The sequence below is a fragment of the Micromonospora musae genome, assembly GCF_003626545.1.
Classification (GTDB): domain Bacteria; phylum Actinomycetota; class Actinomycetes; order Mycobacteriales; family Micromonosporaceae; genus Micromonospora; species Micromonospora musae.
In genome coordinates this window covers 97,732-119,808 of the sequence record NZ_RAZS01000006.1, presented here as the reverse complement: position 1 = coordinate 119,808, position 22,077 = coordinate 97,732, and the positions used below count along the sequence as shown (strand labels likewise).

Sequence of the window (22,077 nt, the reverse complement as noted above, 5' to 3'; positions counted from 1 at the left end):
AGGTCGGGCCGCTGGCCTAGGGTCGGTCGCATGAGCGAGCGCCAGCGAGCGAATCATCAGCACTGGGCGGAAGTGCCTCATGCCGGCACGCAGCGCCAGCGGAGTGCCGGCATGAGCGAGCGCCAGCGAGCGAATCATCAGCACAGGGCGGAAGTGCCTCATGCCGGCACGCAGCGCCAGCGGAGTGCCGGCATGAGCGATCAACAGATCGAAGCGCGGCCGTGAGCGAGTTCGACGCGGCGACCGCCGCCGTACAGGCCGCTGTGGACGCCGGCGCCCGGTACGCCGACGCGCGCGTGATGCACCGGAGCTACGAGTCGATGGCGGCGCGCAACGGCGAGATCGAGGAGCTGACCCAGCACGAGAGCACGGGCCTGGGCGTACGCGCGCTGGTCGGGTCGAGCTGGGGCTTCTACGCCGTACCCGAGCTCTCCGACGCCGCCGCCCGCGACGCCGGTCGGCGCGCCGCGCGGATCGCCGCCGCGAGCGCGCGGGTGCCCGGCCCGCCCGTCGACCTGACGCCCGCCGAGGCGGTCACCGCGACCTGGGCCTCGGAGTGCCGCATCGACCCGCTCGGCGTGCCGCTCTCCAACAAGGGCGACCTACTGGTCCGGGCGACCACGACCATGCGGGAGCACGGCGCCGACCTGGCCGAGGGCCTCTACCAGATCTGGGACACGGCCAAGTGGTTCGTCTCCAGCGAGGGGCACCGGATCGACCAGCGCATCCGCGAGTGCGGCGGCGGGATCTCCGCCACCTCGATCGGCGACGGCGAGACGCAGCGCCGCTCCTACCCCAGCTACCGGGGCCAGTACGGCACCACCGGCTGGGAGCTCGTGGAGTCGCTGGACCTGGCCGCGCACGCCGCCCGGATCGCCGACGAGTCCCGGGCGCTGCTCACCGCGCCCGCGTGCCCGGCCGGCGAGACCGACCTGATCCTCGGTGGCGAACAGCTGGCGTTGCAGATCCACGAGTCGGTGGGGCACGCCATCGAGCTGGACCGGATCCTCGGCTGGGAGGCCGCCTTCGCCGGCACGTCCTGGCTGGACCTGGCTCAGCTCGGCTCGCTGCGCTACGGCTCCGAGCTGATGAACATCACCATCGACCCGACCATCCCGGGGGCGCTCGGCAGCTTCGGCTTCGACGACGAGGGCTCCCCCGCGGTGAAGCGGGACGCGGTCCGCGAGGGCCGCTGGGTGGGCGTGCTCGCCGGCCGGGACTCGGCCGCCGTCGCGGGCCTGGACTACGGCGGGAGCGTACGGTCCGACGGCTGGGCCCGGCTGCCGATGGTGCGGATGACGAACGTGGGTCTCGAACCCGGCCCGCACACCCTTGAGGAGATCATCTCGGAGACCGACGACGGGGTGCTGATGGATTTGAACCGCTCCTGGTCGATCGACGACAAACGGCTCAACTTCCAGTTCGGCTGCGAGATCGGCTGGGAGGTGAAGCGGGGCCGGCGCGGGCGGATGCTGCGCAACCCGACCTACACCGGCATCGGCCCGCTCTTCTGGCGGTCGATGGACATGCTCTCCTCGGAGACCACCGCCTGGGGGACGCCGAACTGCGGGAAGGGGCAGCCCGGCCAGACCGGGCACACCGGCCACCCGGCCGCGCCGGCCCGGTTCCGCAACGTCCGCGTGGGAGTGTCCGCGTGAGCGCGAGGAGTGAGTTGGAGCTCGCCGGTCAGGTGATCGACCTGGTCCGCCGCATCGGCGGCCCGGACGCGGAGGCCGAGGCGGTGGTCACCCGGGCGGATCTGGCGTTGACCCGGTTCGCCAACTCCTTCATCCACCAGAACGTCGCCGAGTCGGGCGTGGGCGTCCGGCTGCGGGTGCACGTCGACGGGCGTACCGCCGCGGCGAACGGCAGCTCGGTGAGCCCGGAGGGGCTGCGTACGCTGGTCGAGCGGACTCTCGCCGCAGCGCGGCTCGGTCCGCCCGATCCGGCCTGGCCGGGGCTCACCCCGGCCACGCCGACGCCGTCGTCCGGCCCGGCCGACGAGGCCACCGCGTACGCCGACCCGGACCAGCGGGCCGAGCGGGTCCGCGCCTTCGTCGACGCGGCCGGTGGACTGGAGACGGCCGGCTACTGCCGTACCACCCACCGGTCGTCGGGGTTCGCGAACAGCGCGGGACATTCGGCGTACGGGCACGCCGTCGAGGCGGCCATGGACGGCATCGCCCGGGCCGGCGGCGCGGACGGGGTCGCCCGACTCTGCGCGGACCGGCTGGCCGACCTCGACGGCGCCGTGCTGGGCGCGCGGGCGGCGACCAAGGCCCGGGCGGCGGTGGACCCGGTCGAGCTGACCCCGGGGCGGTACGAGGTGGTGTTCGAGCCGGCCGCGGTGGCGGACCTGCTCCAGAACCTCTCCTGGTACGGCTTCAACGGCAAGCGCCACGCCGAGCGGCAGTCGTTCGCCGAACCGGGCGTGGCGCAGTTCGATCCGGCCGTCACCGTGGTCGACGATCCGCTCAGCGCGGTCGACCTGCCGTTCGATGTGGAGGGGACGCCCCGCCGCCGGTTGACGCTCGTCGAGGCCGGCACCACCCGCGCGGTCGTACACGATCGGCGGACCGCCGCGGACGCGGGTACGCACTCCACGGGGCACGGCATCGCCGGTGGCGCGAGCTTCGGCCCGATCCCCCGTAACCTGCGGCTGCTCGGGCGCGACGGGACGGACGGTGACGCGGACGGCGCGGCCGGTCTGCCGACCGTCGGCGCGGTCGCCGACCGGGACACCGCGGCCCTGGTGGCGCAGGTCGAGCGGGGGTTGCTGGTCAGCGACCTGTGGTACACCCGGGTGCTCGACCCGAAGAGCCTGGTGGTGACCGGGTTGACCCGCAACGGGGTCTGGCTGGTCGAGGACGGACAGGTCACCTCGGCCGTACGCGACTTCCGGTTCACCGAGTCGTACCCGCGGGCTTTGGGGCCCGGTCGGGTGCTCGGCGTCGGCCGCGAGCCGGTCCGGCAACCGGACCGGCTGGACGGTGTCTGGTGGACGGCCCCACCGCTGCGGCTCGCCGCGTGGAACTTCACCGGCGGCGCCTCCGGCTGACCGGCGGACGCCTCCGGTCGGCGCTTCGGCGCTGCTCGGCCACCCCGGCGTCGGGACGGGACAGAGACCTTCTTAACATCGTCACATCGATCATCGTGCCGGGGGCTCTCGAGCCGGTCGGACACACGGGACGTCGCCTTGGACGGACGGCAAGCGAAGATCGGCGTAACGTGTGTCACTTAGCTGCGCCGGTGTGCCGGCGTGGTCGTTGGTGTGCGCATGACGTGGCAAGCGGGTGCGGTTTCGCCGGTCCGCGTGCCGACCGGAGGAAGTTCCGCCCGCGCGGGTGCGGGCCCGTCGAGGAGACGACTCGAATGACATCAACGGCAACGAGGCCGCGGGGAGCGCGGGCGCGCGCCGCCATCGCGGCGAAGACGTTGCGCACCGACCGCTGGTGGTTCGCCCCACTGATCACCGTCGTCGGACTCACCGCCTGGGTCGCGTACGCGACGGTCCGGGTCTACATGCACAAGTGGTACTGGGTCGAGGAGTTCCACTACCTGACCCCGTTCTACTCACCGTGCATCACCGACCGGTGCGTAGAGGGGTCCGCACACTTCGGAACGATCCTCCCCGACTGGTGGATCATCCCGGAGGCCGCGTTCACCCTGCCCTTCCTGCTGCTGTTCCGGTTGACCTGCTACTACTACCGCAAGGCGTACTACCGGTCGTTCTGGCTCTCGCCGCCGGCCTGCGCGGTACCGGACGGGCACCAGACCTACAGCGGTGAGACCCGCTTCCCGCTGCTCGGGCAGAACCTGCACCGCTACTTCTTCTACGCCGCCGTGATCATCTCGCTGATCAACAGCTGGGACGCGGTCCTCGCCTTCCACTCGCCGCAGGGCTTCGGGTTCGGGCTGGGCAACCTGATCCTGATCGCCAACGTGGTGATGCTCTGGGCGTACACCATCTCCTGCCACTCCTGCCGGCACATCATCGGCGGACGGCTCAAGCACTTCTCCAAGCACCCGCTGCGCTACCGGGCCTGGAACGGCGTGTCCTGGCTCAACGTCCGGCACATGCAGCTCGCCTGGATCACGCTCGGCACCCTGGCGCTGACCGACTTCTACGTCATGGCGGTCGCGGCCGAGTGGTTCCCCGACCTGCGGTTCATCAACTAGAGGGCCTGGACATGACGACTACCACTCGCATCGAACGACACCACTACGACGTCGTCGTGATCGGTGCCGGCGGCGCCGGCCTGCGCGCGGCGATCGAGGCCCGGCTGGCCGGCAAGAAGACGGCGATCATCTCGAAGTCGCTCTTCGGCAAGGCGCACACCGTGATGGCCGAGGGCGGCGCCGCGGCCGCGATGGGGAATGTGAACCCGCGCGACAACTGGCAGGTGCACTACCGCGACACCATGCGCGGCGGGAAGTTCCTGAACAACTTCCGGATGGCCGAGCTGCACGCGAAGGAGTCGCCGCAGCGGATCTGGGAGCTGGAGACCTACGGCGCGCTCTTCGACCGCACCAAGAACGGCAAGATCTCCCAGCGCAACTTCGGCGGCCACGAGTACCCGCGGCTGGCGCACGTCGGCGACCGTACCGGCCTGGAGCTGATCCGCACCCTCCAGCAGAAGATCGTCTCGCTTCAGCAGGAGGACAAGCGCGAGTTCGGCTCGTACGACGCCCGGATCCGGGTCTTCGCCGAGACCACCGTCACCGAGCTGCTGCTCGACGGTGACCGGGTGGCCGGCGCGTTCGGCTACTACCGGGAGTCCGGCGAGTTCATCCTCTTCGAGGCGCCCGCCGTGGTGCTGGCGACCGGCGGGGTCGGCCGCTCCTACAAGGTCACCTCGAACTCGTGGGAGTACACCGGGGACGGTCACGCGCTCGCGCTGCGCGCCGGGGCGAACCTGATCAACATGGAGTTCCTCCAGTTCCACCCGACCGGAATGGTCTGGCCACCGTCGGTGAAGGGCATCCTCGTCACCGAGTCGGTGCGCGGCGACGGCGGCGTGCTGCGGAACTCCGAGGGCAAGCGGTTCATGTTCGACTACGTGCCCGACGTCTTCCGCAAGCAGTACGCGGAGACCGAGGAGGAGGCGGACCGCTGGTACACCGACCCGGACAACAACCGGCGCCCGCCGGAGCTGCTCCCGCGTGACGAGGTGGCCCGGGCCATCAACAGCGAGGTCAAGGCCGGCCGGGGCACGCCTGCCGGCGGCGTCTACCTCGACATCGCCAGCCGCAAGTCGGCCGACGAGATCCGCCGACGGCTGCCGTCGATGTACCACCAGTTCAAGGAGCTGGCCGACGTCGACATCACCAAGGAGCCGATGGAGGTCGGCCCGACCTGCCACTACGTGATGGGCGGCGTCGAGGTCGAGCCGGACAGCGGGGCGGCGGTGGGCCACGTACGCGGCCTCTTCGCCGCCGGTGAGGTCTCCGGCGGCATGCACGGCTCCAACCGGCTCGGCGGGAACTCCCTCTCCGACCTGCTCGTCTTCGGCAAGCGGGCGGGCGGCCACGCCGCCTCGTACGCGGACAGCCTGCCCGAGCGGCCGAAGGTGGCGCTGCCGGCGGTCGAGGCCGCGGTGGAGACGGCGCTGGCGCCGTTGCAGCGCGACACGGGAGAGAGCCCGTACACCCTCCAGCAGGATCTCCAGGCGGTCATGGGGGATCTGGTCGGCATCATCCGGCGCGAGGGTGAGCTGGCAGACGCGTTGGTCCGCCTCGCCGAGCTGCGGGAGCGGGTGGCGAAGGTGAGCGCGGCCGGTGGGCGGCGCTACAACCCGGGCTGGCATCTCGCGCTGGACCTGCGCAACATGCTGGTGGTCTCGGAGTGCACCGCCAAGGCGGCGCTGGAGCGGCGGGAGTCGCGCGGCGGGCACACCCGGGAGGACCACCCGGCCATGGACCCGCAGTGGCGCCGGGTGAATCTGGTCTGCTCGCTGGAGGGCGACTCGGTGAACCTGGCCCGCAAGCCGCTGCCGAAGATGCGCCCCGAGCTGATCAGGCTGTTCGACCGCGCCGAGCTGGCCAAGTACCTGACGGACGAGGAACTCACGGAGTTCGACGCCCTCGCTGAGGAGGCGGGCAACTGATGGGAACCAAGCGCCAATTCCGCATCTGGCGGGGCGACGAGGACGGCGGCGACCTGCAGGACTACATGGTCGAGGTGAACGAGGGCGAGGTCGTCCTCGACGTGATCCATCGCCTCCAGGCGACCGACGCCCCGGACCTGGCCTGCCGGTGGAACTGCAAGGCGGGCAAGTGCGGCTCCTGCTCGATGGAGATCAACGGCAAGCCTCGTCTGGGCTGCATGACACGGATGTCCACCTTCGAGGAGAACGAGACCGTCACCGTCGCCCCGCTGCGCACGTTCCCGGTCATCCGGGACCTGGTCACCGACGTGTCGTTCAACTACGAGAAGGCCCGGGAGACCCCGGCCTTCGCACCCCCGGCCGACGTGCCGCCCGGCGACTACCGGATGCAGCAGGTCGACGTGGAGCGCTCGCAGGAGTTCCGCAAGTGCATCGAGTGCTTCCTCTGCCAGAACGTCTGCCACGTGATCCGCGACCACGAGGAGAACAAGCCGGCCTTCTCCGGGCCGCGGTTCTTCATCCGCGCCGCCGAGCTGGACATGCACCCGCTCGACACCCGAACCGACCGTAAGGAGTACGCGCAGGCGGAGATGGGCCTGGGCTACTGCAACATCACCAAGTGCTGCACCGAGGTCTGCCCCGAGCACATCAAGATCACCGACAACGGGATCATCCCCATGAAGGAACGGGCCGTCGACCGCAGGTACGATCCCCTTGTGTGGCTTGGTAGCAAGATCTTCCGTCGGGGTGAGACGCCCCAGACCAGCGTGACCAGCGCCCGCGCGGCCGGCCCGGCGACGCCCGGCCCGGTCGGGGGCTCATTGCACTCGCACGCCGGCGGCTCGCACGACCCGCAGGCCGAGGCCCAGGCGCAGAGCGGGGTGAACTGGCACCGCGAGGTTCCCCACCCGACCGCGCCGGCCGTGGACGAGCGGGGCAAGTTGCCGCTCACGGAGCTCACCTTCGACCGGGCGGCCGCGCCGTCGCCGTTCGGCGACGACGTGACGTTCCCGCTCCCTCCGGAGCACCTGAACTTCGCCCACCCGGAGCAGGACAAGCACTGAGCACGTCGACGACGATGACGGGGGCCGCGGCACTTGCCGCCGGCCCCCGTCCTTATCGTGCCCGGATGCCCGGTTCCCCGACCTGGAGCACCGGAACGGCGTCGTCCCCCCGCCGAGCGCGCAACCTGAACCTCGGCGGCCCGTGGTGGCCGCTCGCGGAGCGCCTCGCCGGTATCCGGCTGGCGGCCGGTCAGTCCGCGGCCAGCAGGGGACGGAGCGCGGCCACGATGGGGGCATCGGCGGGCAGCCACGTCACGGAGTCCAGCTCCCCGGCGGAGAGCCAGCGCAGCGCCGAGTGCTCCAGCGGCTGGGGCTGGGCGTCGCCGAGCAGCTGGGCCGCGTACACCTTGAGCACGGAGCGGCCGTGGGCCATCCGCACGTCGCGGCCGACCCGCTCGCCGATCTCCACGTCCACGGCCAGCTCCTCGACGCACTCCCGGACCAGCGCCTCGGGCTCGGACTCCCCCGGCTCGACCTTGCCGCCCGGGAACTCCCACATGCCGGCCACCTCCGGCGGCGCGGAGCGGGCGCACGCGAGCACCCGTCCGTCCCGGATTATCGCCGCGCCGACGACCACCTTGAGGTCCCGCCGTGCGGCCTGCCCGCCACCACTCGCCCGTTCGGTCTGCACGGCCGTCCAGCGTGCCAGATCAATCGGCGGTTTGGATACCGGATCCGGCCGCTAGGCCAGCAAGACCCGGAAGTGTGGGCGTGGACACACGAAGCGCGGGGCGAAAGACTGGAAGCCACCGACAAGACACGGGACGGCGACGATTTGGCCACAAGCCGGCAACGGCGCCTGGGAGGTGCGGTGATGCGCGCGCTGTTCAACGGCCGAGCGAAGCAGGACTACCTCTCCGATGCGCTCACACTGCTCCCCGGATGGACCCGCGACGGTGAGCAGATCCGACGCACCCTCGTGATCGACGACAGCCAGCACGCCGCGCTGACGGAGCGGGTGAAGGTGGTCGCGGACGCGCTGCACCTGCGTCCGGAGATCAGCCGCCGAGTGGACCACACCCTGATCCGGGTCGGGCACGGCAACACTCCGCTCAGCGAGGGCGAGGTGCTGCTCGCCGCCCGGATCGAGGACGCGTACCGGGCGGTCACCGAAGCCTGACCGGCGGGCCGTCGCGCGATCGAGGAGCGGCCGAACCCGAGAGATCGGGCGGCAGCTCGGAACGGCGCCCCGCCGGAGCCGTGCATCCGGCCGCCGGCGGGGCTTCGTCAGGGAAGGCGGTCAGCCGTGCCGGTCCGCCGGATACCAGCGCAGTTCGACGGAGTTGCCGTCCGGGTCGCGAACGTAGATCGAAGTCGCGGAGCCCCGCGCCCCGAACCTCCCGACCGGCCCCTCCAACACCGTGAACGCCCCGGAGTCGATCACAGCGGCCCAGTCCAGTGGGGCGACCACCAGGCAGAAGTGGTCGACGTTCGACTCCCCCCGGTCGCCCCTGACCAGGTCGATGATGGTGTCCGAGCTGACCCGTACCGAGGGGAACGGGACCCGCCCCGCACGCCACTCGTCGACCCGAACCGGTGCGAGGCCGAGCCGGCCGCAGTAGAACTCCAGCGAACGCTCGACGTCGGCCACGTTGAGCACGAGGTGGTCGAACCCGGTGACCCGCACGCCGCTCACCGCTCCAGCTCCCGCGCCCGGCCCAGCCAGCCGGTGAAGAGGGTCGGGTCGACGTCGGCGACCGTGCGCAGCCTGACCGAGGCCATCCGGCGGGCCCCCGGGGCCAAGCGCCCGGACGGGTCGTCGACCTCCTGCCCGCGCCACAACCCGAAGGTGACGTACGTGCCGTACGCCTTGACCAGGCCGACCGGTCGCTGACCCGGCTTGTCGCCGAGGCCCCAGACCGGATGGCCGTGCCACATCCCAGCGGTGGCGTCGGGCAGGGCCGCGTCGATGACGGCACGGAGCTTCTCGCCGACCTCCCGCAGGGGCGGTTGCAGATCGGTCAGGTACTGCTCGATGGTGGTGCTGCTCATGGCGTGCCTCTCGCTTGGGAACGACTCCAGCCTCCGCCGATCGTCGGCGGCAACCAAGACGGGTTCGGGCTACGATCGTTGCCCCTGACGCAACGATGGGACGGCGCGATGCTGGAGCGGTACGAGGTCGAGACGTTCCTGACCCTCGCCGACGAGCTGCACTTCGGGCGTACCGCCGAACGGCTGCGGCTGACGACCGGCCGGGTCAGCCATGTGATCAAGCGTCTGGAGCGTCGGGTCGGCGCTCCGCTCTTCGCGCGGACCAGCCGCGTCGTCCGGCTCACCCCGATCGGGCGGCAGCTCGCCGACGACCTCCGGCCGCTGGTCGCCGGGATCGAGGACGCGCTCGCCCGGGCCGTCGACGCCGGGCGCGGGGTCACCGGAACGCTGCGGGTCGCGTTCCTCGGCGAGTGGACGGCCCCGGTGCTGCTCAAGGCCGTCGCCGTCTTCAGCGAGCGGCATCCCGACTGTGCGGTCGAGGTACGCGAGGTGCAGCTCTTCAACTCCCGGCCCAGCCTGCTCGACGGGTCGGTCGACGTGCTCGTCGCCGCGTACCCTTTCGACGGGATGGCGACCGGCCCGGTGCTGCTCACCGAGGACCGGGTACTGGCCGTACCGGCCGGGCATCCGCTGGCCACCAGGGAGTCGGTCTCGCTCGAGGTGCTGGCCGACCACCCGGTCGTGCAGTACCCCGCGGCGACCTCCGACGGGTTCAAGCGGGACCGGACCCCGGATCACACCCCGTCGGGCCGTCCGGTGCCGAAGGGGCCGGCGGGCAACACGTTCTCGGAGATGTTGTCGCTGGTGGCGCTCGGGCGGGGTGTGCTGCCGGTCGGCGAGCACACCCGCCGGTACTACCCCCGCCCCGACGTCGCCTACGTGCCGATCCATGACGCCCCGCCGATCCGGCGCGGCCCGGTCTGGGTGGAGTCGAACACCACGGCGCGGGTCCGTGAGTTCGTCCGGGCCGCGGCCGACTCGGTCGAGCGCTGACCCGCGCCGTCCCGACGGCTGGCACCCGCTGCCTACCGTGACCCGCATGGCGAACGCGACGTACGACCGCAAGGAGCAGTTGCAGCAGATCCAGAGCGGGCTCCTCGACGGGGAGCAGATAATCGCCGTCTACGACGCCGTCGGCACCGGCACCGGCTTCATCGGCCTCACCGATCGGCGCGTGATCATCCAGGACCGCTCGTTCATCGGCAAGCGGTACGCGATCACCAGCATTCCGTACTCGAAGATCACCAGCGTGAGCGTGGTCAGCAACAAGTCGTGGGGCGGCTCGTTCTTCTCCACGGGTGCGATCGCGATCCACGTCGGCACACACACCTACGAGGTGGAGTTCCGTGGTGCGCAGAAGAGCCACCACGTGCACAACGTGATCCTGCACTACATCTCCTGACCGCGACGGTGCGGCGTGCGGAGACGAGCGAGAGGCGGCGGCGTGGCGGGCCGGAGGTCGGACCGGTGAGGCACCGGGAGTTCGAGGACCCGCGGCTGGTGCAGGTGTACGACGCCGAATGCACGTGGGGCCCCGACGACGACTTCTTCCTCGCCGCGGTCGGCGAGACGCCCGGGGCGCGGGTGCTCGACCTCGGCTGCGGCACCGGGCGGCTGACCGTCGCGTTGGCGGCGGCCGGTCACCGGGTCACCGGCGTCGACCCGGCGCACGCCTCCCTCGCGGCCGCCCGCCGTAAGCCCGGTGCCGACCGGGTCACCTGGGTCGAGGGCACCTCGGCCACGCTCCCGACCGGGACGTACGACGTGGCCGTGATGACCAGCCATGTGGCTCAGTTCTTCGCGACCCGCGCCCAGTGGGCGGCCACCCTCGGTGACCTGCGCCGGGCGTTGGTGCCCGGCGGCCGGCTGCTCTTCGACTCCCGTGACCCGGCCGACCGGCGTTGGGAGCGGTGGAACCCGGTCGACTCGCGGCGCCGGGTCACCCTGCCGGACGGCCGGGAGGTGCGGGCCTGGACCGAGGTGACGGCGATCTCGGAGGGCACCGTCGGCATCGTGCACCACTACGTCCTGCCCGGCCGGGAGGAGCTGTCCAGCACCGCCACGCTGCGGTTCCGCAGCGAACGGGAACTGCGCGACTCGCTGCTGACGGCCGGATTCTCCGTCGAGCACGTCTTCGGTGGCTGGCGGCGCGAGCCGGTCGGGGCGGGCGACGGGGAACTCGTCGTCGTCGCCCGCGCGAGCGGCTCAGCGACGCCGCTCTGACCCCGTGCGGGCGATCAGCGGCCACGAAGACGGCAGCCCGCACGGGCATAGCCGGCGGCGGAACGGGAAGAGGAGACGATCGCCCCGCCGGTCGGTCTGGCCGGCGCGGAGCGCGACCGGTCGCAGTTCGGTCGCGCGGCAGGTACGGGTTTCGGGAGAGGCGACGATGGCCGACCAATCGGAGAGCTACCAGCAGGCGCTCGACACCGCCGAACGGCTTCTGGGGGCGCCTCTCACGCTCCCGCTCGCCCCCGGTGAGCCGGAGGTCGGTCAAGACTTCCGTCGCCTCGCCACGATGCAGACCTTCGGCGAGTCGTGGCCGCGCCCTGGGTTGGACACCCGGAGCCGGGCGCTGGTCTCCGTCGCCATCGCCGCCACGCTCGGCACGCACGAGCCGCTGCGCGGGCAGCTGCGGATCGCCCTGCACTCCGGCGTAAGCAAGGAGGAGATCGTCGAACTCTTCATCCACCTCGCCGCGTACGCCGGGGCGGCCCGCGCCTTCGACTGCTACCAGGTCGCGCTCGCGGTCTTCGGCGAGAACTGACGCTTCCGCCGCAGCCCTTAAGATCCACTGTCGGGGCGGCCGCCGCCGCACCGGGCTGGTCCGCGCGAGCGCACAGGGGTGGCAGATGCAGGTGACCGTACGGGCCGCGACGGTGGCGGACGCGGAGACGTTGGGCGGGCTCCGGTGGCGCCGCGTCACCGAGGAGAGCGGCTACACCGGCACCGACCGTGACGCGTTCCTGCGGTCGTTCGCCGCCTGGGCCGCCGACCACCTGTCGAGCCATCTCCCCTTCCTCGCCGAGGTCGACGGCTCGGTGGTCGGGATGGCGTGGCTGATGGTCGCCGACCGGGTGCCCACGCCCGCCGACCGGGCCCGGCGCAGCGGCGACGTCCAGTCGGTGTACGTGGTGCCCGAGCTGCGCGACAGCGGGATCGGCGGCGAGCTGCTCGGTGCCGTGCTCGAAGAGGCCGGCAAGCTGGACCTGGAGCACGTGACGGTCCACTCCAGCGAGCGCGCGGTGCGCTTCTACCAGCGGGTCGGCTTCCAGCACGACGAGCAGTGGCTCCGCTGGCAGCCGGCCTGACGGCCACCGGCGGACCGGTCAGTCCCGCAGCGCGCCGGCGACGTGCAGGAACCGTTCACCGACCTCGACGACCTCCTCGGCGCTCCACTCGAGGCCGGGCGCGGCGACGGTCACCTCGGTCCTCGACACGCCCGGCACCTCGGTCTCCTGCCAGCCGGCCACGAACCACACCTTCTCCTTCTCGGCGAGCGCCAGCGCCGCCTCGTTGAGCGCCTGCGCCGGATGGGGCAGCCAGAGCCGGAACTGGTGCGTGTGCGGTGGGTCCGGATACACCCGCGCCCCGGGCAGCGCGGCGAGGGCCGCGGCGACCGTCCGGGCGTGCCGCACGTACTCGGGGAGGCGCGGCAGCACCCGGTCGAGGCCGGCAAGGGCGCTGAGGGCGGCAGGCCACGGCTGGAACACCTGCCCGCCGTAGCGGTGCCGCCAGACCCGGGCGTAATCCGCGAGCTCGGTGCTGCCGGCGAGCGCGCCGCCGCTGATGCCACCGAGCGACTTGTAGAACGAGACGTAGGTGCTGTCGGCGAGGCCCGCGATCTCGCCGAGGGTGTGCCCCAGGTAGGGCGTGGACTCCCAGATCCGGGCGCCGTCGAAGTGCACGCGCGCGCCGACGGCACGCGCCGCGGCGGACACGGCCACGAGCTCGTCCCAGGAGGGGAGCACGAAGCCGGCGTCACGCAGCGGAAGCTCGATGACCACGGTGCTCACCGACTCGGCGAGCGCGCTGATCTCCTCGGCCGTGGGGTTGCGGGGCGCGGTCGTCGGCCAGGTGCTGCGCAAGCCGCTCAGCTGGGCGTAGGCGTGCCGCTCGTGTACCTCCTGATGCCCGAGCGGGTGGAGGGCCGCCGTGCGATGCCCGCTGCGGTCGGCGCCGTAGCGCAGGGCGACCTGCTGGGCCATCGTTCCCGTGGGGAAGAAGACGGCGGCCTCGGTGCCGAGAAGCTCCGCCACCCGCTCCTCCAGCGCGGCCACCGGTCCGTCGCCGTAGTAGTCGGGCTGACCGTCCAGGTCCGCGCCCGCACCCAGCTCGGCGAGGTGCTCCCGCATGGTCGCCGGCCGGGCGCCGGAGAGGATTCGGTCGGAGGCGGCCTGGGCGGCCAGCCGGCGCTGCCTTGTGTCGTGCATCGGCAGATCGTCGCAGACGGCCCCGTGCCGCGTTCGGGGCGCCGCCGTTACGGCAGCACCGGCGCTCCGGGCGGCCGGCTGTCGTACTCCACTTGATCCGCGACGGTTGGCTTGGCGTCACATGATGCGTGGCACTCGGCCGAGTGCCGGTGGCGGCGACCGCGGTTTTCTGCTGGAGGCGAGGAGCGACATGGATTTCGCACTACCGGACAATCGGGTTCTGGGCTGGGCGGAGTACGGCGATCCGGCCGGGGTGCCCGTGGTGTACCTGCACGGCACGCCCGGTTCTCGGCTCAGCCGCCCGGACGACACGGCGTTGGTCGACGTTCGCCTGATAACCGTGGACCGGCCCGGATATGGCCGGTCGACACCTGTCCGGCGGCCAACGCTCTTCGGCGTGGCCGATGCGGTCGGTGCGCTGATGGCATCGCTGGGAATCGAGCGGTTCGGAGTGGTCGGGTTCTCCGGTGGCGCACCGTACGCCGTGGCCTGTGGTGCCCGGTTCCCGCAACGCCTTACCGGCGTCGTCGCCGCCGGATTCACCGGTCCGTACCGGGAGCTGCAGACGGTACGCGGCCGACAGCGGCTGCAAGCGTGGACGATTCGCAACATCCCGGGACTCGGTCGCTCCTACGTGACCCGGGCTGCCGCCTGGTACGCCGAAGACCCCCTCAAACAGCACCGAGAACTGCTTGCGACCGGCCAGGACACCTGGCTGCAGCCGAGTGGGGAGTCCAACCTCGAAGGCGCCCGCCAGGGAGCCGCCGGCCTGGTCGGCGATTGGCTGGCGACGGACATTCGTCCGTGGGGATTCCACCTCCGAGACGTGCCCTGCCGCGTCCTCGTCTGGGCTGGTCGACACGACCCCGGCAGAGCTGTCGCCGACGCGCCACTGATCGCCGCCCGGATGCCTGACGCCGAGGTCCGCATCGGTGAGGACGCCGCCCACACACCGTCTCCGGCCCACTGGCGGGAGATGCTGACGTGGGTCAGGGGTGGCTAGGAGCCGGCAGGCGTACGGCGTGCGGTAGGGCCTGGAAGTTCAGACGTTGAAGCGGAACTCGACGACGTCGCCGTCCTGCATGACGTACTCCTTGCCCTCGATCCGGACCTTGCCGGCTGCCTTGGCGGCGGACATGCTCCCGGCCCCGACGAGGTCGCCGTAGGAGACCACCTCGGCCTTGATGAAGCCGCGCTGGAAGTCGGAGTGGATGACCCCGGCGGCCTCCGGCGCGGTCGCGCCGATCGGGACGGTCCAGGCCCGCGCCTCCTTGGGGCCGGCCGTGAGGTACGTCTGGAGCCCGAGCGTGCGGAATCCGACCCGGACCAGCTGGTCCAGGCCCGGCTCGTTCTGCCCGATCGACTCCAGCAGCTCGCGGGCCTCGTCCTCCGGCAGGTCCACCAGCTCCGACTCGATCTTGGCGTCCATGAAGATCGCCTCGGCCGGGGCGACGAGCGCGCGCAGTTCGTCGAGGAACTCCGCGTTGCCGAGCTCGGCCTCGTCGACGTTGAAGACGTAGAGGAACGGCTTCGTGGTGAGCAGGTGCAGCTCACGCAGGTGCTCCAGCTCGATGCCCGCGTCAGTGGCACCCGCGTAGAGGGTGACGCCCGTGTCCAGCAGCTCGACGGCCTTCTTCGCGGCGGTCAGGGCGGCGGCGCGGTCCTTGCGGAGCTTGGCCTCCTTCTCCAGCCGCGGCACCGCCTTCTCCAGCGTCTGGATGTCGGCGAGGATCAGCTCGGTGTTGATCGTCTCGATGTCGTCGGACGGGGACACCTTGCCGTCGACGTGCACCACGTTCGGGTCGGAGAAGGCCCGGACGACCTGGCAGATGGCCGAGGCGTCCCGGATGTTCGCCAGGAAGGCGTTGCCCCGGCCCTGCCCCTTCGAGGCACCGCGGACCAGGCCCGCGATGTCGACGAACGACACCGGCGCGGGCAGCACCTTCTGCGAGGTGAAGATCTCGGCGAGCTTGTGCAGCCGCTCGTCCGGCAGCCCGACAACGCCGACGTTGGGCTCGATCGTGGCGAACGGGTAGTTCGCCGCGAGCACGTCGTTCTTGGTCAGCGCATTGAACAGGGTGCTCTTGCCGACGTTGGGCAGGCCGACGATGCCGATGGTGAGACTCACGACGAGCCAGCTTACCCGTGGCCTCAGCCGAGCAGGCGCGGGGCGATGACGGTTTCCCGGACCGTGCCGTCCTCGGCCCGGCTGACCTCGTACGCCGAGACGCCCTCCCGGTCGGCGACGGCCTCGACGAGCTGGTCGCCCCGGTAGACGAGGCCGACGCCGTCGTCCGTGCAGTAGGAGGTGGGCAGCGTGCCGTCGCCGACCAGCCGGTGCATCAGCGGCCGACGCTGCTCCTCGCTGTCGTAGTGCACCCCGTTGCCGTACGGCAGCCAGCCCAACCCGTCGGTGAACGCGCGCAGCTGCGGCCCGAAGCTGTCGGTGGCCCCGCCCACGTGCCAGCAGATCGAACCGGCCGACACCCCGGCCAGGACCACCCCGGCCTGCCAGCACTCGTGCAGGATCTCGTCGAGGCCGTGCACCCGCCAGACCGCGAGGAGGTTCGCCACGCTGCCGCCGCCGACCCAGATGACGTCCTGGGCGAGCAGGTGGGCGCGGATGTCGTCGACGTTCGGCATCGGGAAGAGCGCCAGGTGCGACATGCGGAACCGGGTGCCCGCGAACGCCCCGTACAGGGCGGTGAAGCTGGTGGGCTGGTCGCCGACCGCCTGCCCCAGGTAGCAGATGCGCGGTTCCGGGCCGGCCTGCGCCAGCTCCGCCCCGAACTCGAAGATCGGTCCGGGCCGCAGATCGTACGTTCCGCGCTTGCGGCTGAAGAAACCCATGCTGGTGGCGAGGATGGTCGGTTCGCTGGCGGGCACGATCGTCCTTCCGTCGAGGGCAGCCACCGATCATCCTGCCCCAGTGGCCGCCATCCTCGCCCGGCGGGCGTCGCGCCCCGGCGCTCAGGAGGCGCGTCGCTGGCGGGGCACGAGCGCCGTCGACCCGCCGGTGGGGCACCCGGCGAGGGTCAGCTCGGCGGCGGGCAGCTGCCCGGGCGCCAGCTCGCGGGCCGCCGCCAGCGGAAGGGTGAACCGGGCCTCGGCCGCCGGGCCGGCGACCCGTGACTCGCGCAGCATCCAGCGCACCTCGTCGGCCGTCCAGCCGAGGCGGGACCGCCCGGCGATCTCCCGGACGAGGCGCAGGCCGGGCCCGGTGTCGTCGTCGTAGAAGCGCATGCACCAGTGGTGCGCCCACATGCCGAGCGCCCGCAGCCCGTCCTCGTCGAGTGACCGGGCCAGCCGGCCGCAGGCGGTGTCGACGAAGGGCACACCGAGCTCACCGGCACGGTCGCGCTCGATGGCGCCGACGGCTGCGGGGGCGACGGCCCGCATCCGGCGATAGAAGCCCTGCAGGACGGCCCGGTCCAACGGAGGGAGCTCACTCCGCGTCGCTTCCGGACCCGCCACGCTCGCCATCGCCGCACCCCTTCTTGAGTTGGTGGCCGGACCGTACCCGCCACTACCGACACTTTCGACGGCGGGTGCGTAACCGCCCAGACGGGACGGGACGCCGACCGGACAACGGGCGGTCAACCGGCCGCCCCCGCTCCCGCCCGCGCCCGGCCGCGCGGTCTGAGCCGGCGTCGATGGCTCCAGTCGACAAGGGGCTGGAGCAGCGACATCAGCTCCTGGCCGTCGGTGGTGGGGGCGTAGCGGATCTGGACCGGGGAGGACGGGATCACCGTTCGCTCGATCAAGCCGTCGGACTCGAGTTCCTTGAGGCGCTGGGCGAGCAGCCGGTCGGAGATGCCGATCACGGCGGCCCGGTAATCACCGAACCGGCGCGCTCCCCGCACGCCGGCGAGCAGGATCGCCCCGGTCCACCGCCGGCCGACCAGCTCGAGCGAGTCCTGGAAGACCCGGCAGCCGGTGTCGTCGATGTGTTGGTAGTGCCGCAGAGCGGCGATCTCGGCGCTTGTCACTTACCAAATGTTAGTAGCTAACCTCGGGTTTGCCCACTCCGGCGCCCCGGCCCCACGCTTGGCCCCATGACCGATTACCACCAGCCGATCACCTTCGGCGTGAGCCTCGATCCGTCGGGCGAGAAACTACCCGAAACCCGACAACTGGCCCGGGCGGCCGACGCGAGCGGGCTCGCATACCTGGCCGTACAGGACCACGCCTACCAGCCCGGACACTTCGACACCTGGACACTGATCAGCCACCTCGCGGCCGAGACCGACCGGATCTCGTTCCTCACCGACGTGGCCGACCTGCAGCTGCGCCCACCGACCATGCTCGCCAAGGCGGGCGCGTCGCTGAGCGTGCTCACCGGTGGCCGGATCGTCCTCGGCGTCGGCAGCGGCCCCAGCTCGGACGCCGTGGCGGCCATGGGTGGACCCCGCCGCAGCGGCGCGGAGACCATCACGTACACCGCCGAGGGGCTGCAGATCATGCGCCGGGCGCTGGCCGGGGAGACCGTCCGGCACCTCGGCGAGCAGCACACCGTCGAGGGGTACCAGGCCGGCCCCGTGCCGCCCCAGCCCGTGCCGCTCTGGCTGGGCGGCCAGCGGCCCCGCATGCTGACCGTCGCCGGCCGGTACGCCGACGGCTGGATCTCCCCACTCAACATCTACGTACCGCCGGCCGAGGTGCCGGCCCGGCAGCAGATCATCGACGATGCCGCGCGCGCCGCCGGCCGGGACCCGGCGCGGATCCGTCGGGTCTACAACGTCATCGGCGCGATCGGCCCGCGCGGGGGCGGCACCGGCCTCGTCGGCGACGTCCGGCTCTGGGTCGACACGTTGACCCGGTGGGCGGTCGACCTCGGCCTCGACACGTTCGTCTTCTGGCCGATCGCGTCGCCACTCGCACAGCTGCGGGTCTTCGCCGAGCAGGTGGTCCCGGGCGTCCTGGAGCAGGTACTCGAGATCAGGGAGCAGCGATGATGACCCTTCCCGACTCGTTGAAGGGCAAGCTCGTCACCCCCGGCGACGGCCGGTACGCGACGCTGCGCTCGACGTACACGACGCGGCACTCCCCCGCTGGGGTCCTGCTGCCGCGCACGCCCCAGCAGGTGGTCGACGCCGTCCGGTACGCCCGGGACCGCGGCCTGCCCATCGCCGTACGCAGCGGCGGTCACGGCCTCGCGGGCACCTCGTCCAACGACGGCGGCCTGGTGATCGACCTCTCCGGCCTGAACCGGGTCGACGTGCTCGACGAACGGTCCCGGCTGGTCCGGGTCGAGGCGGGCGCGCGCTGGGCCACGGTGGCGAAGACACTGGCCCCCTACGGCCTGGCGATCAGCTCGGGCGACCACGGCAACGTGGGGGTGGGCGGGCTCGCCACCGGCGGCGGCGTCGGCTGGCTGGTCCGCCGGTTCGGGCTCACGATCGACCGGGTCAGGGCGGTGGAGGTGGTGCTCGCGGACGGGACGCTGATCCGCGCCGACGCCGAGCACGAGCCCGAACTGTTCTGGGTCGTTCGCGGCGCCGGGGCCGGGGTCGGCGTCGTGGTGGCGTTCGAGATCGAGGCGGAGGAGATCCGTAACGTCGGGCTGGCGCAGCTCGCCGTCGAGGCCACCCCGGACGGCGCGCCGGTGCGGCAGTGGGCGGAGTACCTGGCGCAGGCGCCCCGGGAGCTGAGCAGCGCCGCCGTGCTCCTCCCGTACGGGCGTACCACGGTCATGCAGATCACCGCGGTGGTCGCCGCCGAGAGCCTGCGCCGGGCGCGCCCGCTCATCGAACCGCTGCTCGCCATCGGCAGACTGCTCGACCACCGCACCGACCTGGTGCCCTACCCCGCCCTGGTCCCGACCAGTCACCTGCACGCGAACGTCGGACAGCAGCCGAGCCTGAGCACGAACAGCCTGCTCACCATGGACGACGCCGCCGCCCGGGCGATCACGCGGGCGGCGGGCGGACCGCAGCGGGCGCTGGTGCAGCTGCGATCGGTGGGCGGTGCGGTCAACGACGTCGACCCGACGGCGACCGCCTACCCGCACCGGCATCAGGACACCCTGGCCGTCGGCTCGGTCTTCCCGCCGCAGGGCGGCGCCGCGCTGGACGCCGCCTGGCGGGGCATCGCCGGGCGCTCCGACGGGGCGTACGTCAACTTCGAGAGCCGGCCGGACCGGGCGGCCCTCGACCGGATCTACCCGGGCGAAACCGGACGGCGGGTGGCGGAGCTGTGGCGGCGGTACGACCCGGACGGCGTCTTCCGCCCCGCGCTACTCGGTGCGGCGCGCGGCCGCGTTGGCGACCGGAGGCGGTGACGACAGGTCGGGCCGCGGCCGCGTGGGCGGCCGGAGGCGGTGACGACGGGGCCGGGAGCGGCGCGGCCGGGCGGTGGCACGCCCACGTCCGATTCCCGCCAGCCGGCACCCCGTCGACGGGGCATCATCGGTGTCGTGGAGTTGGACTTCGAGCGGTGCTACCGGGCGGTCGACAGCCGTGACCAGCGGTTCGACGGCTGGTTCTACACCGGCGTGACGTCGACCGGGATCTACTGCCGGCCGTCCTGCCCGGCCACCACGCCGAAGCGGCAGAACGTCCGCTTCTTTCCGTCCGCGGCGGCGGCACAGGGGGCGGGGCTGCGAGCCTGCCGCCGCTGCCGGCCGGACGCCGCCCCCGGCTCACCGCAGTGGGACGTACGCGCCGACGTGGTCGGCCGGGCCATGCGGCTGATCGCGGACGGAGTGGTGGACCGGGAGGGGGTGCCCGGGTTGGCCACCCGGCTCGGCTACACCGAGCGGCACCTGCACCGGATGCTGCACGCCGAGGTCGGGGCGGGACCGCTCGCGCTGGCGCGGGCCCAGCGGGCGCAGACCGCCCGGATCCTGATCGAGACGACCGGGCTCGGCATGGCCGAGGTCGCGTTCGCGGCCGGGTTCGGCAGCGTACGGCAGTTCAACGACACGGTCCGGGAGGTCTACGGCGTACCGCCGAGCGAGCTGCGCCGGGCGCGCGGCGGGCGGCGGGTCGCGGGCGGCGCGGGAACGATCACGCTCCGGCTCGCCTACCGCCCGCCGCTGCACGCCACCGCGTTGCTGGACTTCCTCGCACTGCGCGCGCTACCCGGAGTGGAGGAGGTCCGGGACGGCACGTACCGCCGGGGGCTGCGGCTGCCGCACGGCACGGGTGAGGCGGCGTTGACCCCGGCGGACGGTCACGTGTCGGCGGTGCTGCGGCTGAGCGACATGCGTGATCTTGCCCCGGCGGTGGCCCGCTGCCGCCGCCTGCTCGACCTGGACGCCGATCCGGGAGCCGTGGACGGCACGCTCGGCGCGGATCCGGCGTTCGCCGCCGCGGTCGCGGCCGAGCCGGGCATCCGGCTGCCCCGCGCGGTGGACGGCTTCGAGATGGCGGTACGCGCGATCGTCGGCCAGCAGGTCTCGGTGACCTCCGCCCGCACCACCCTCACCCGCCTCCTGGCCCCCACCGTCCCCTCCCCCTCACCCGACCTTGGTGATCATGAGGTTGACGACGGAGTGGATCTCCGAAACGCCCGTCAACCTCATGATCACCGGGCCGACGGCGGACCGGAGCGGGGGTTGCGCGGGTTCCCCAGCGCGGCGGAGATCGCCGGGTTGGACGACTCGGCGTTCCGGATGCCGGCCACTCGACGCGAGACGATCCGGGGCCTGGCCCGGGCGGTGGCCGAGGGCGACCTGGAGCTCGCACCCGGCGGGGACCGGGCCGAGATCGTTCGCCGGCTGGTCGCGCTCCCCGGCATCGGCCCCTGGACCGCCGGGTACGTCGCGATGCGCGCGCTCGGCGATCCGGACGTCCTGCTCCCCACCGACCTGGCCGTCCGGCGCGGCGCGGCCGCGCTCGGCCTGCCCGACGACCCGAAGACCCTCGCCGCGTACGCGGACCGCTGGCGGCCCTGGCGGTCGTACGCGGTGATCAGACTCTGGAGAGCGGTATGACGACAGTAGACAGTTCGGTGCTGACCACCCCGGCCGGCCCGCTGAGCATCGTGGCCGGCCCCGACGGGGCGGTCCGGGCGGCCGGCTTCACCGACGACCCGGAGGCCCTGCTGCCACTGGTGCACCCGACGCTACGGGCGCCCCTGCGGCACCGGGCCGACCTGGGGCCGGTCACCGCAGCCGTCCGTTCCTACCTCGACGGTGACCTGACCGCGATCGACTCGGTGCCGGTCGAGCAGCGCACCGACGGCGCGTTCCTGGCGCACGCCTGGCAGGTGCTGCGCGACGTCAAGCCGGGCGAGCCGGTCACGTACACGGCGTTCGCCGGGCTCGCCGGGCGACCGCCGGCCGTACGCGCCGCCGCCGCAGCCTGCGCCCGCAACGCGGTAGCGCTCTTCGTGCCCTGCCACCGGGTGCTGCGTACCGACGGGACGCTCGGCGGCTACCGCTGGGGGCTCGACGTGAAGCGGTGGCTGCTCGGTCATGAGCGGCCGACGGCGGTGAGCTGACCCCGGCCGGGGCACGCGACCGCGCCGACCGGCGGC

25 protein-coding genes are annotated in these 22,077 nt (G+C 72.4%); 17 read left to right on the top strand and 8 right to left on the bottom strand.

The annotated features are described in order from the left end of the window. Nucleotides 1–30: 30 nt before the first annotated feature. The 6 genes from D7147_RS32130 to D7147_RS17995 all read left to right on the top strand — a co-directional run bounded on the left by D7147_RS32130 (nucleotide 31) and on the right by D7147_RS17995 (nucleotide 7,171). Nucleotides 31–225, top strand: coding sequence for a hypothetical protein (locus tag D7147_RS32130; protein ID WP_147437408.1), 195 nt, complete (start codon nucleotides 31–33; stop codon nucleotides 223–225). Beyond that, on the top strand, nucleotides 222–1,658 hold the full coding sequence (locus D7147_RS18015; protein ID WP_120679158.1) for a TldD/PmbA family protein: 1,437 nt from the start codon (nucleotides 222–224) through the stop codon (nucleotides 1,656–1,658). The genes D7147_RS32130 and D7147_RS18015 overlap by 4 nt, the downstream gene beginning before the upstream one ends. Next, entirely contained in the window at nucleotides 1,655–3,058 is a 1,404-nt protein-coding gene (locus D7147_RS18010; RefSeq protein ID WP_233563200.1) for a TldD/PmbA family protein, read from the top strand. The genes D7147_RS18015 and D7147_RS18010 overlap by 4 nt, the downstream gene beginning before the upstream one ends. A gap of 314 nt (nucleotides 3,059–3,372) precedes the next feature. Beyond that, nucleotides 3,373–4,179, top strand: a complete 807-nt coding sequence (locus tag D7147_RS18005; protein WP_120679154.1) for a hypothetical protein — start codon at nucleotides 3,373–3,375, stop codon at nucleotides 4,177–4,179. Between the two features lie 11 nt (nucleotides 4,180–4,190). Next, on the top strand, nucleotides 4,191–6,107 hold the full coding sequence (locus tag D7147_RS18000) for a fumarate reductase/succinate dehydrogenase flavoprotein subunit (RefSeq protein WP_120679152.1): 1,917 nt from the start codon (nucleotides 4,191–4,193) through the stop codon (nucleotides 6,105–6,107). Next, the gene (locus D7147_RS17995; RefSeq protein WP_120679151.1) at nucleotides 6,107–7,171 is read left to right on the top strand and encodes a succinate dehydrogenase/fumarate reductase iron-sulfur subunit; all 1,065 of its coding nucleotides are present in this window, start codon (nucleotides 6,107–6,109) and stop codon (nucleotides 7,169–7,171) included. The genes D7147_RS18000 and D7147_RS17995 overlap by 1 nt, the downstream gene beginning before the upstream one ends. A 190-nt stretch (nucleotides 7,172–7,361) precedes the next feature. Here the strand turns inward: D7147_RS17995 and D7147_RS17990 are convergent, their stop codons facing one another. Then, on the bottom strand, nucleotides 7,362–7,802 hold the full coding sequence (locus D7147_RS17990) for a (deoxy)nucleoside triphosphate pyrophosphohydrolase (protein WP_120679149.1): 441 nt from the start codon (nucleotides 7,800–7,802) through the stop codon (nucleotides 7,362–7,364). Between the two features lie 183 nt (nucleotides 7,803–7,985). On the opposite strand from D7147_RS17990, the gene D7147_RS17985 reads away from it, so the two are divergent. After that, the gene (locus tag D7147_RS17985; RefSeq protein WP_120679147.1) at nucleotides 7,986–8,291 is read left to right on the top strand and encodes a 4a-hydroxytetrahydrobiopterin dehydratase; all 306 of its coding nucleotides are present in this window, start codon (nucleotides 7,986–7,988) and stop codon (nucleotides 8,289–8,291) included. A 120-nt stretch (nucleotides 8,292–8,411) separates the two neighbouring features. On the opposite strand, the gene D7147_RS17980 is transcribed toward D7147_RS17985, so the two are convergent. Then, the gene (locus D7147_RS17980) at nucleotides 8,412–8,807 is read right to left on the bottom strand and encodes a VOC family protein (RefSeq protein WP_120679145.1); all 396 of its coding nucleotides are present in this window, start codon (nucleotides 8,805–8,807) and stop codon (nucleotides 8,412–8,414) included. Next, nucleotides 8,804–9,163 carry a DUF1801 domain-containing protein gene (locus tag D7147_RS17975; protein WP_120679143.1) on the bottom strand — a complete coding sequence of 120 codons (360 nt, stop codon included), beginning with the start codon at nucleotides 9,161–9,163 and terminating at the stop codon, nucleotides 8,804–8,806. Before D7147_RS17975 ends, D7147_RS17980 begins: the two co-directional genes overlap by 4 nt. Nucleotides 9,164–9,271: 108 nt before the next feature. Here D7147_RS17975 and D7147_RS17970 point away from each other — a divergent pair, with 108 nt between their 5' ends. From D7147_RS17970 to D7147_RS17950, 5 genes are all read left to right on the top strand, one after another. Then, nucleotides 9,272–10,156 (top strand): LysR family transcriptional regulator, encoded by an 885-nt coding sequence (locus D7147_RS17970; protein WP_120679141.1) that lies wholly within the window; start codon nucleotides 9,272–9,274, stop codon nucleotides 10,154–10,156. A gap of 46 nt (nucleotides 10,157–10,202) precedes the next feature. After that, the gene (locus D7147_RS17965; protein ID WP_120679139.1) at nucleotides 10,203–10,565 is read left to right on the top strand and encodes a PH domain-containing protein; all 363 of its coding nucleotides are present in this window, start codon (nucleotides 10,203–10,205) and stop codon (nucleotides 10,563–10,565) included. Between the two features lie 65 nt (nucleotides 10,566–10,630). Then, nucleotides 10,631–11,386 carry a class I SAM-dependent methyltransferase gene (locus D7147_RS17960; protein ID WP_120679137.1) on the top strand — a complete coding sequence of 252 codons (756 nt, stop codon included), beginning with the start codon at nucleotides 10,631–10,633 and terminating at the stop codon, nucleotides 11,384–11,386. Between the two features lie 166 nt (nucleotides 11,387–11,552). Beyond that, a complete protein-coding gene (locus D7147_RS17955; protein WP_120679135.1) occupies nucleotides 11,553–11,930 on the top strand; it encodes a carboxymuconolactone decarboxylase family protein in 378 nt (125 codons plus the stop codon). Between the two features lie 85 nt (nucleotides 11,931–12,015). After that, on the top strand, nucleotides 12,016–12,474 hold the full coding sequence (locus tag D7147_RS17950; RefSeq protein WP_120679133.1) for a GNAT family N-acetyltransferase: 459 nt from the start codon (nucleotides 12,016–12,018) through the stop codon (nucleotides 12,472–12,474). An 18-nt stretch (nucleotides 12,475–12,492) separates the two neighbouring features. On the opposite strand, the gene D7147_RS17945 is transcribed toward D7147_RS17950, so the two are convergent. Next, nucleotides 12,493–13,596: a threonine aldolase family protein gene (locus D7147_RS17945; protein WP_120679131.1), complete on the bottom strand. Its 1,104-nt coding sequence runs from the start codon at nucleotides 13,594–13,596 to the stop codon at nucleotides 12,493–12,495. Between the two features lie 190 nt (nucleotides 13,597–13,786). Between D7147_RS17945 and D7147_RS17940 the strand changes: the two genes are divergently transcribed. After that, nucleotides 13,787–14,599 (top strand): alpha/beta fold hydrolase, encoded by an 813-nt coding sequence (locus tag D7147_RS17940; protein ID WP_158609364.1) that lies wholly within the window; start codon nucleotides 13,787–13,789, stop codon nucleotides 14,597–14,599. A 39-nt stretch (nucleotides 14,600–14,638) separates the two neighbouring features. Here D7147_RS17940 and ychF read toward each other — a convergent pair whose 3' ends face one another. The 4 genes from ychF to D7147_RS17920 all read right to left on the bottom strand — a co-directional run bounded on the left by ychF (nucleotide 14,639) and on the right by D7147_RS17920 (nucleotide 17,585). Further along, nucleotides 14,639–15,724 (bottom strand): redox-regulated ATPase YchF, encoded by a 1,086-nt coding sequence (gene ychF, locus D7147_RS17935; protein ID WP_120679130.1) that lies wholly within the window; start codon nucleotides 15,722–15,724, stop codon nucleotides 14,639–14,641. A 23-nt stretch (nucleotides 15,725–15,747) separates the two neighbouring features. Beyond that, nucleotides 15,748–16,482 carry a Type 1 glutamine amidotransferase-like domain-containing protein gene (locus tag D7147_RS17930; protein WP_120679128.1) on the bottom strand — a complete coding sequence of 245 codons (735 nt, stop codon included), beginning with the start codon at nucleotides 16,480–16,482 and terminating at the stop codon, nucleotides 15,748–15,750. Between the two features lie 84 nt (nucleotides 16,483–16,566). Then, nucleotides 16,567–17,079, bottom strand: coding sequence for a hypothetical protein (locus D7147_RS17925; RefSeq protein ID WP_233563198.1), 513 nt, complete (start codon nucleotides 17,077–17,079; stop codon nucleotides 16,567–16,569). Between the two features lie 113 nt (nucleotides 17,080–17,192). Next, nucleotides 17,193–17,585, bottom strand: coding sequence for a winged helix-turn-helix transcriptional regulator (locus D7147_RS17920; protein ID WP_199734199.1), 393 nt, complete (start codon nucleotides 17,583–17,585; stop codon nucleotides 17,193–17,195). A gap of 66 nt (nucleotides 17,586–17,651) precedes the next feature. Between D7147_RS17920 and D7147_RS17915 the strand changes: the two genes are divergently transcribed. The 4 genes from D7147_RS17915 (at nucleotide 17,652) to D7147_RS17900 (ending at nucleotide 22,041) form a co-directional block, all read left to right on the top strand. Continuing rightward, a complete protein-coding gene (locus tag D7147_RS17915; protein WP_120679126.1) occupies nucleotides 17,652–18,551 on the top strand; it encodes an LLM class flavin-dependent oxidoreductase in 900 nt (299 codons plus the stop codon). Continuing rightward, nucleotides 18,548–19,876: an FAD-binding oxidoreductase gene (locus D7147_RS17910; RefSeq protein ID WP_120679124.1), complete on the top strand. Its 1,329-nt coding sequence runs from the start codon at nucleotides 18,548–18,550 to the stop codon at nucleotides 19,874–19,876. Before D7147_RS17915 ends, D7147_RS17910 begins: the two co-directional genes overlap by 4 nt. A 135-nt stretch (nucleotides 19,877–20,011) precedes the next feature. Beyond that, nucleotides 20,012–21,532, top strand: coding sequence for a DNA-3-methyladenine glycosylase 2 family protein (locus D7147_RS17905; RefSeq protein WP_120679123.1), 1,521 nt, complete (start codon nucleotides 20,012–20,014; stop codon nucleotides 21,530–21,532). Further along, nucleotides 21,529–22,041, top strand: a complete 513-nt coding sequence (locus D7147_RS17900; RefSeq protein ID WP_120679121.1) for a methylated-DNA--[protein]-cysteine S-methyltransferase — start codon at nucleotides 21,529–21,531, stop codon at nucleotides 22,039–22,041. Before D7147_RS17905 ends, D7147_RS17900 begins: the two co-directional genes overlap by 4 nt. Nucleotides 22,042–22,077: the final 36 nt, after the last annotated feature.

Excerpts from the sequence above, each read along its gene's own strand:
- D7147_RS32130 (WP_147437408.1), top strand. The coding sequence starts at position 31 with ATGAGCGAGCGCCAGCGAGCGAATCATCAGCACTGGGCGGAAGTGCCT.
- D7147_RS18005 (WP_120679154.1), top strand. The coding sequence starts at position 3,373 with ATGACATCAACGGCAACGAGGCCGCGGGGAGCGCGGGCGCGCGCCGCC.
- D7147_RS18000 (WP_120679152.1), top strand. The coding sequence starts at position 4,191 with ATGACGACTACCACTCGCATCGAACGACACCACTACGACGTCGTCGTG.
- D7147_RS17995 (WP_120679151.1), top strand. The coding sequence starts at position 6,107 with ATGGGAACCAAGCGCCAATTCCGCATCTGGCGGGGCGACGAGGACGGC.
- D7147_RS17985 (WP_120679147.1), top strand. The coding sequence starts at position 7,986 with ATGCGCGCGCTGTTCAACGGCCGAGCGAAGCAGGACTACCTCTCCGAT.
- D7147_RS17975 (WP_120679143.1), bottom strand. The coding sequence starts at position 9,163 with ATGAGCAGCACCACCATCGAGCAGTACCTGACCGATCTGCAACCGCCC.
- D7147_RS17970 (WP_120679141.1), top strand. The coding sequence starts at position 9,272 with ATGCTGGAGCGGTACGAGGTCGAGACGTTCCTGACCCTCGCCGACGAG.
- D7147_RS17965 (WP_120679139.1), top strand. The coding sequence starts at position 10,203 with ATGGCGAACGCGACGTACGACCGCAAGGAGCAGTTGCAGCAGATCCAG.
- D7147_RS17955 (WP_120679135.1), top strand. The coding sequence starts at position 11,553 with ATGGCCGACCAATCGGAGAGCTACCAGCAGGCGCTCGACACCGCCGAA.
- D7147_RS17950 (WP_120679133.1), top strand. The coding sequence starts at position 12,016 with ATGCAGGTGACCGTACGGGCCGCGACGGTGGCGGACGCGGAGACGTTG.
- D7147_RS17945 (WP_120679131.1), bottom strand. The coding sequence starts at position 13,596 with ATGCACGACACAAGGCAGCGCCGGCTGGCCGCCCAGGCCGCCTCCGAC.
- D7147_RS17940 (WP_158609364.1), top strand. The coding sequence starts at position 13,787 with ATGGATTTCGCACTACCGGACAATCGGGTTCTGGGCTGGGCGGAGTAC.
- D7147_RS17925 (WP_233563198.1), bottom strand. The coding sequence starts at position 17,079 with ATGGCGAGCGTGGCGGGTCCGGAAGCGACGCGGAGTGAGCTCCCTCCG.
- D7147_RS17915 (WP_120679126.1), top strand. The coding sequence starts at position 17,652 with ATGACCGATTACCACCAGCCGATCACCTTCGGCGTGAGCCTCGATCCG.
- D7147_RS17910 (WP_120679124.1), top strand. The coding sequence starts at position 18,548 with ATGATGACCCTTCCCGACTCGTTGAAGGGCAAGCTCGTCACCCCCGGC.
- D7147_RS17900 (WP_120679121.1), top strand. The coding sequence starts at position 21,529 with ATGACGACAGTAGACAGTTCGGTGCTGACCACCCCGGCCGGCCCGCTG.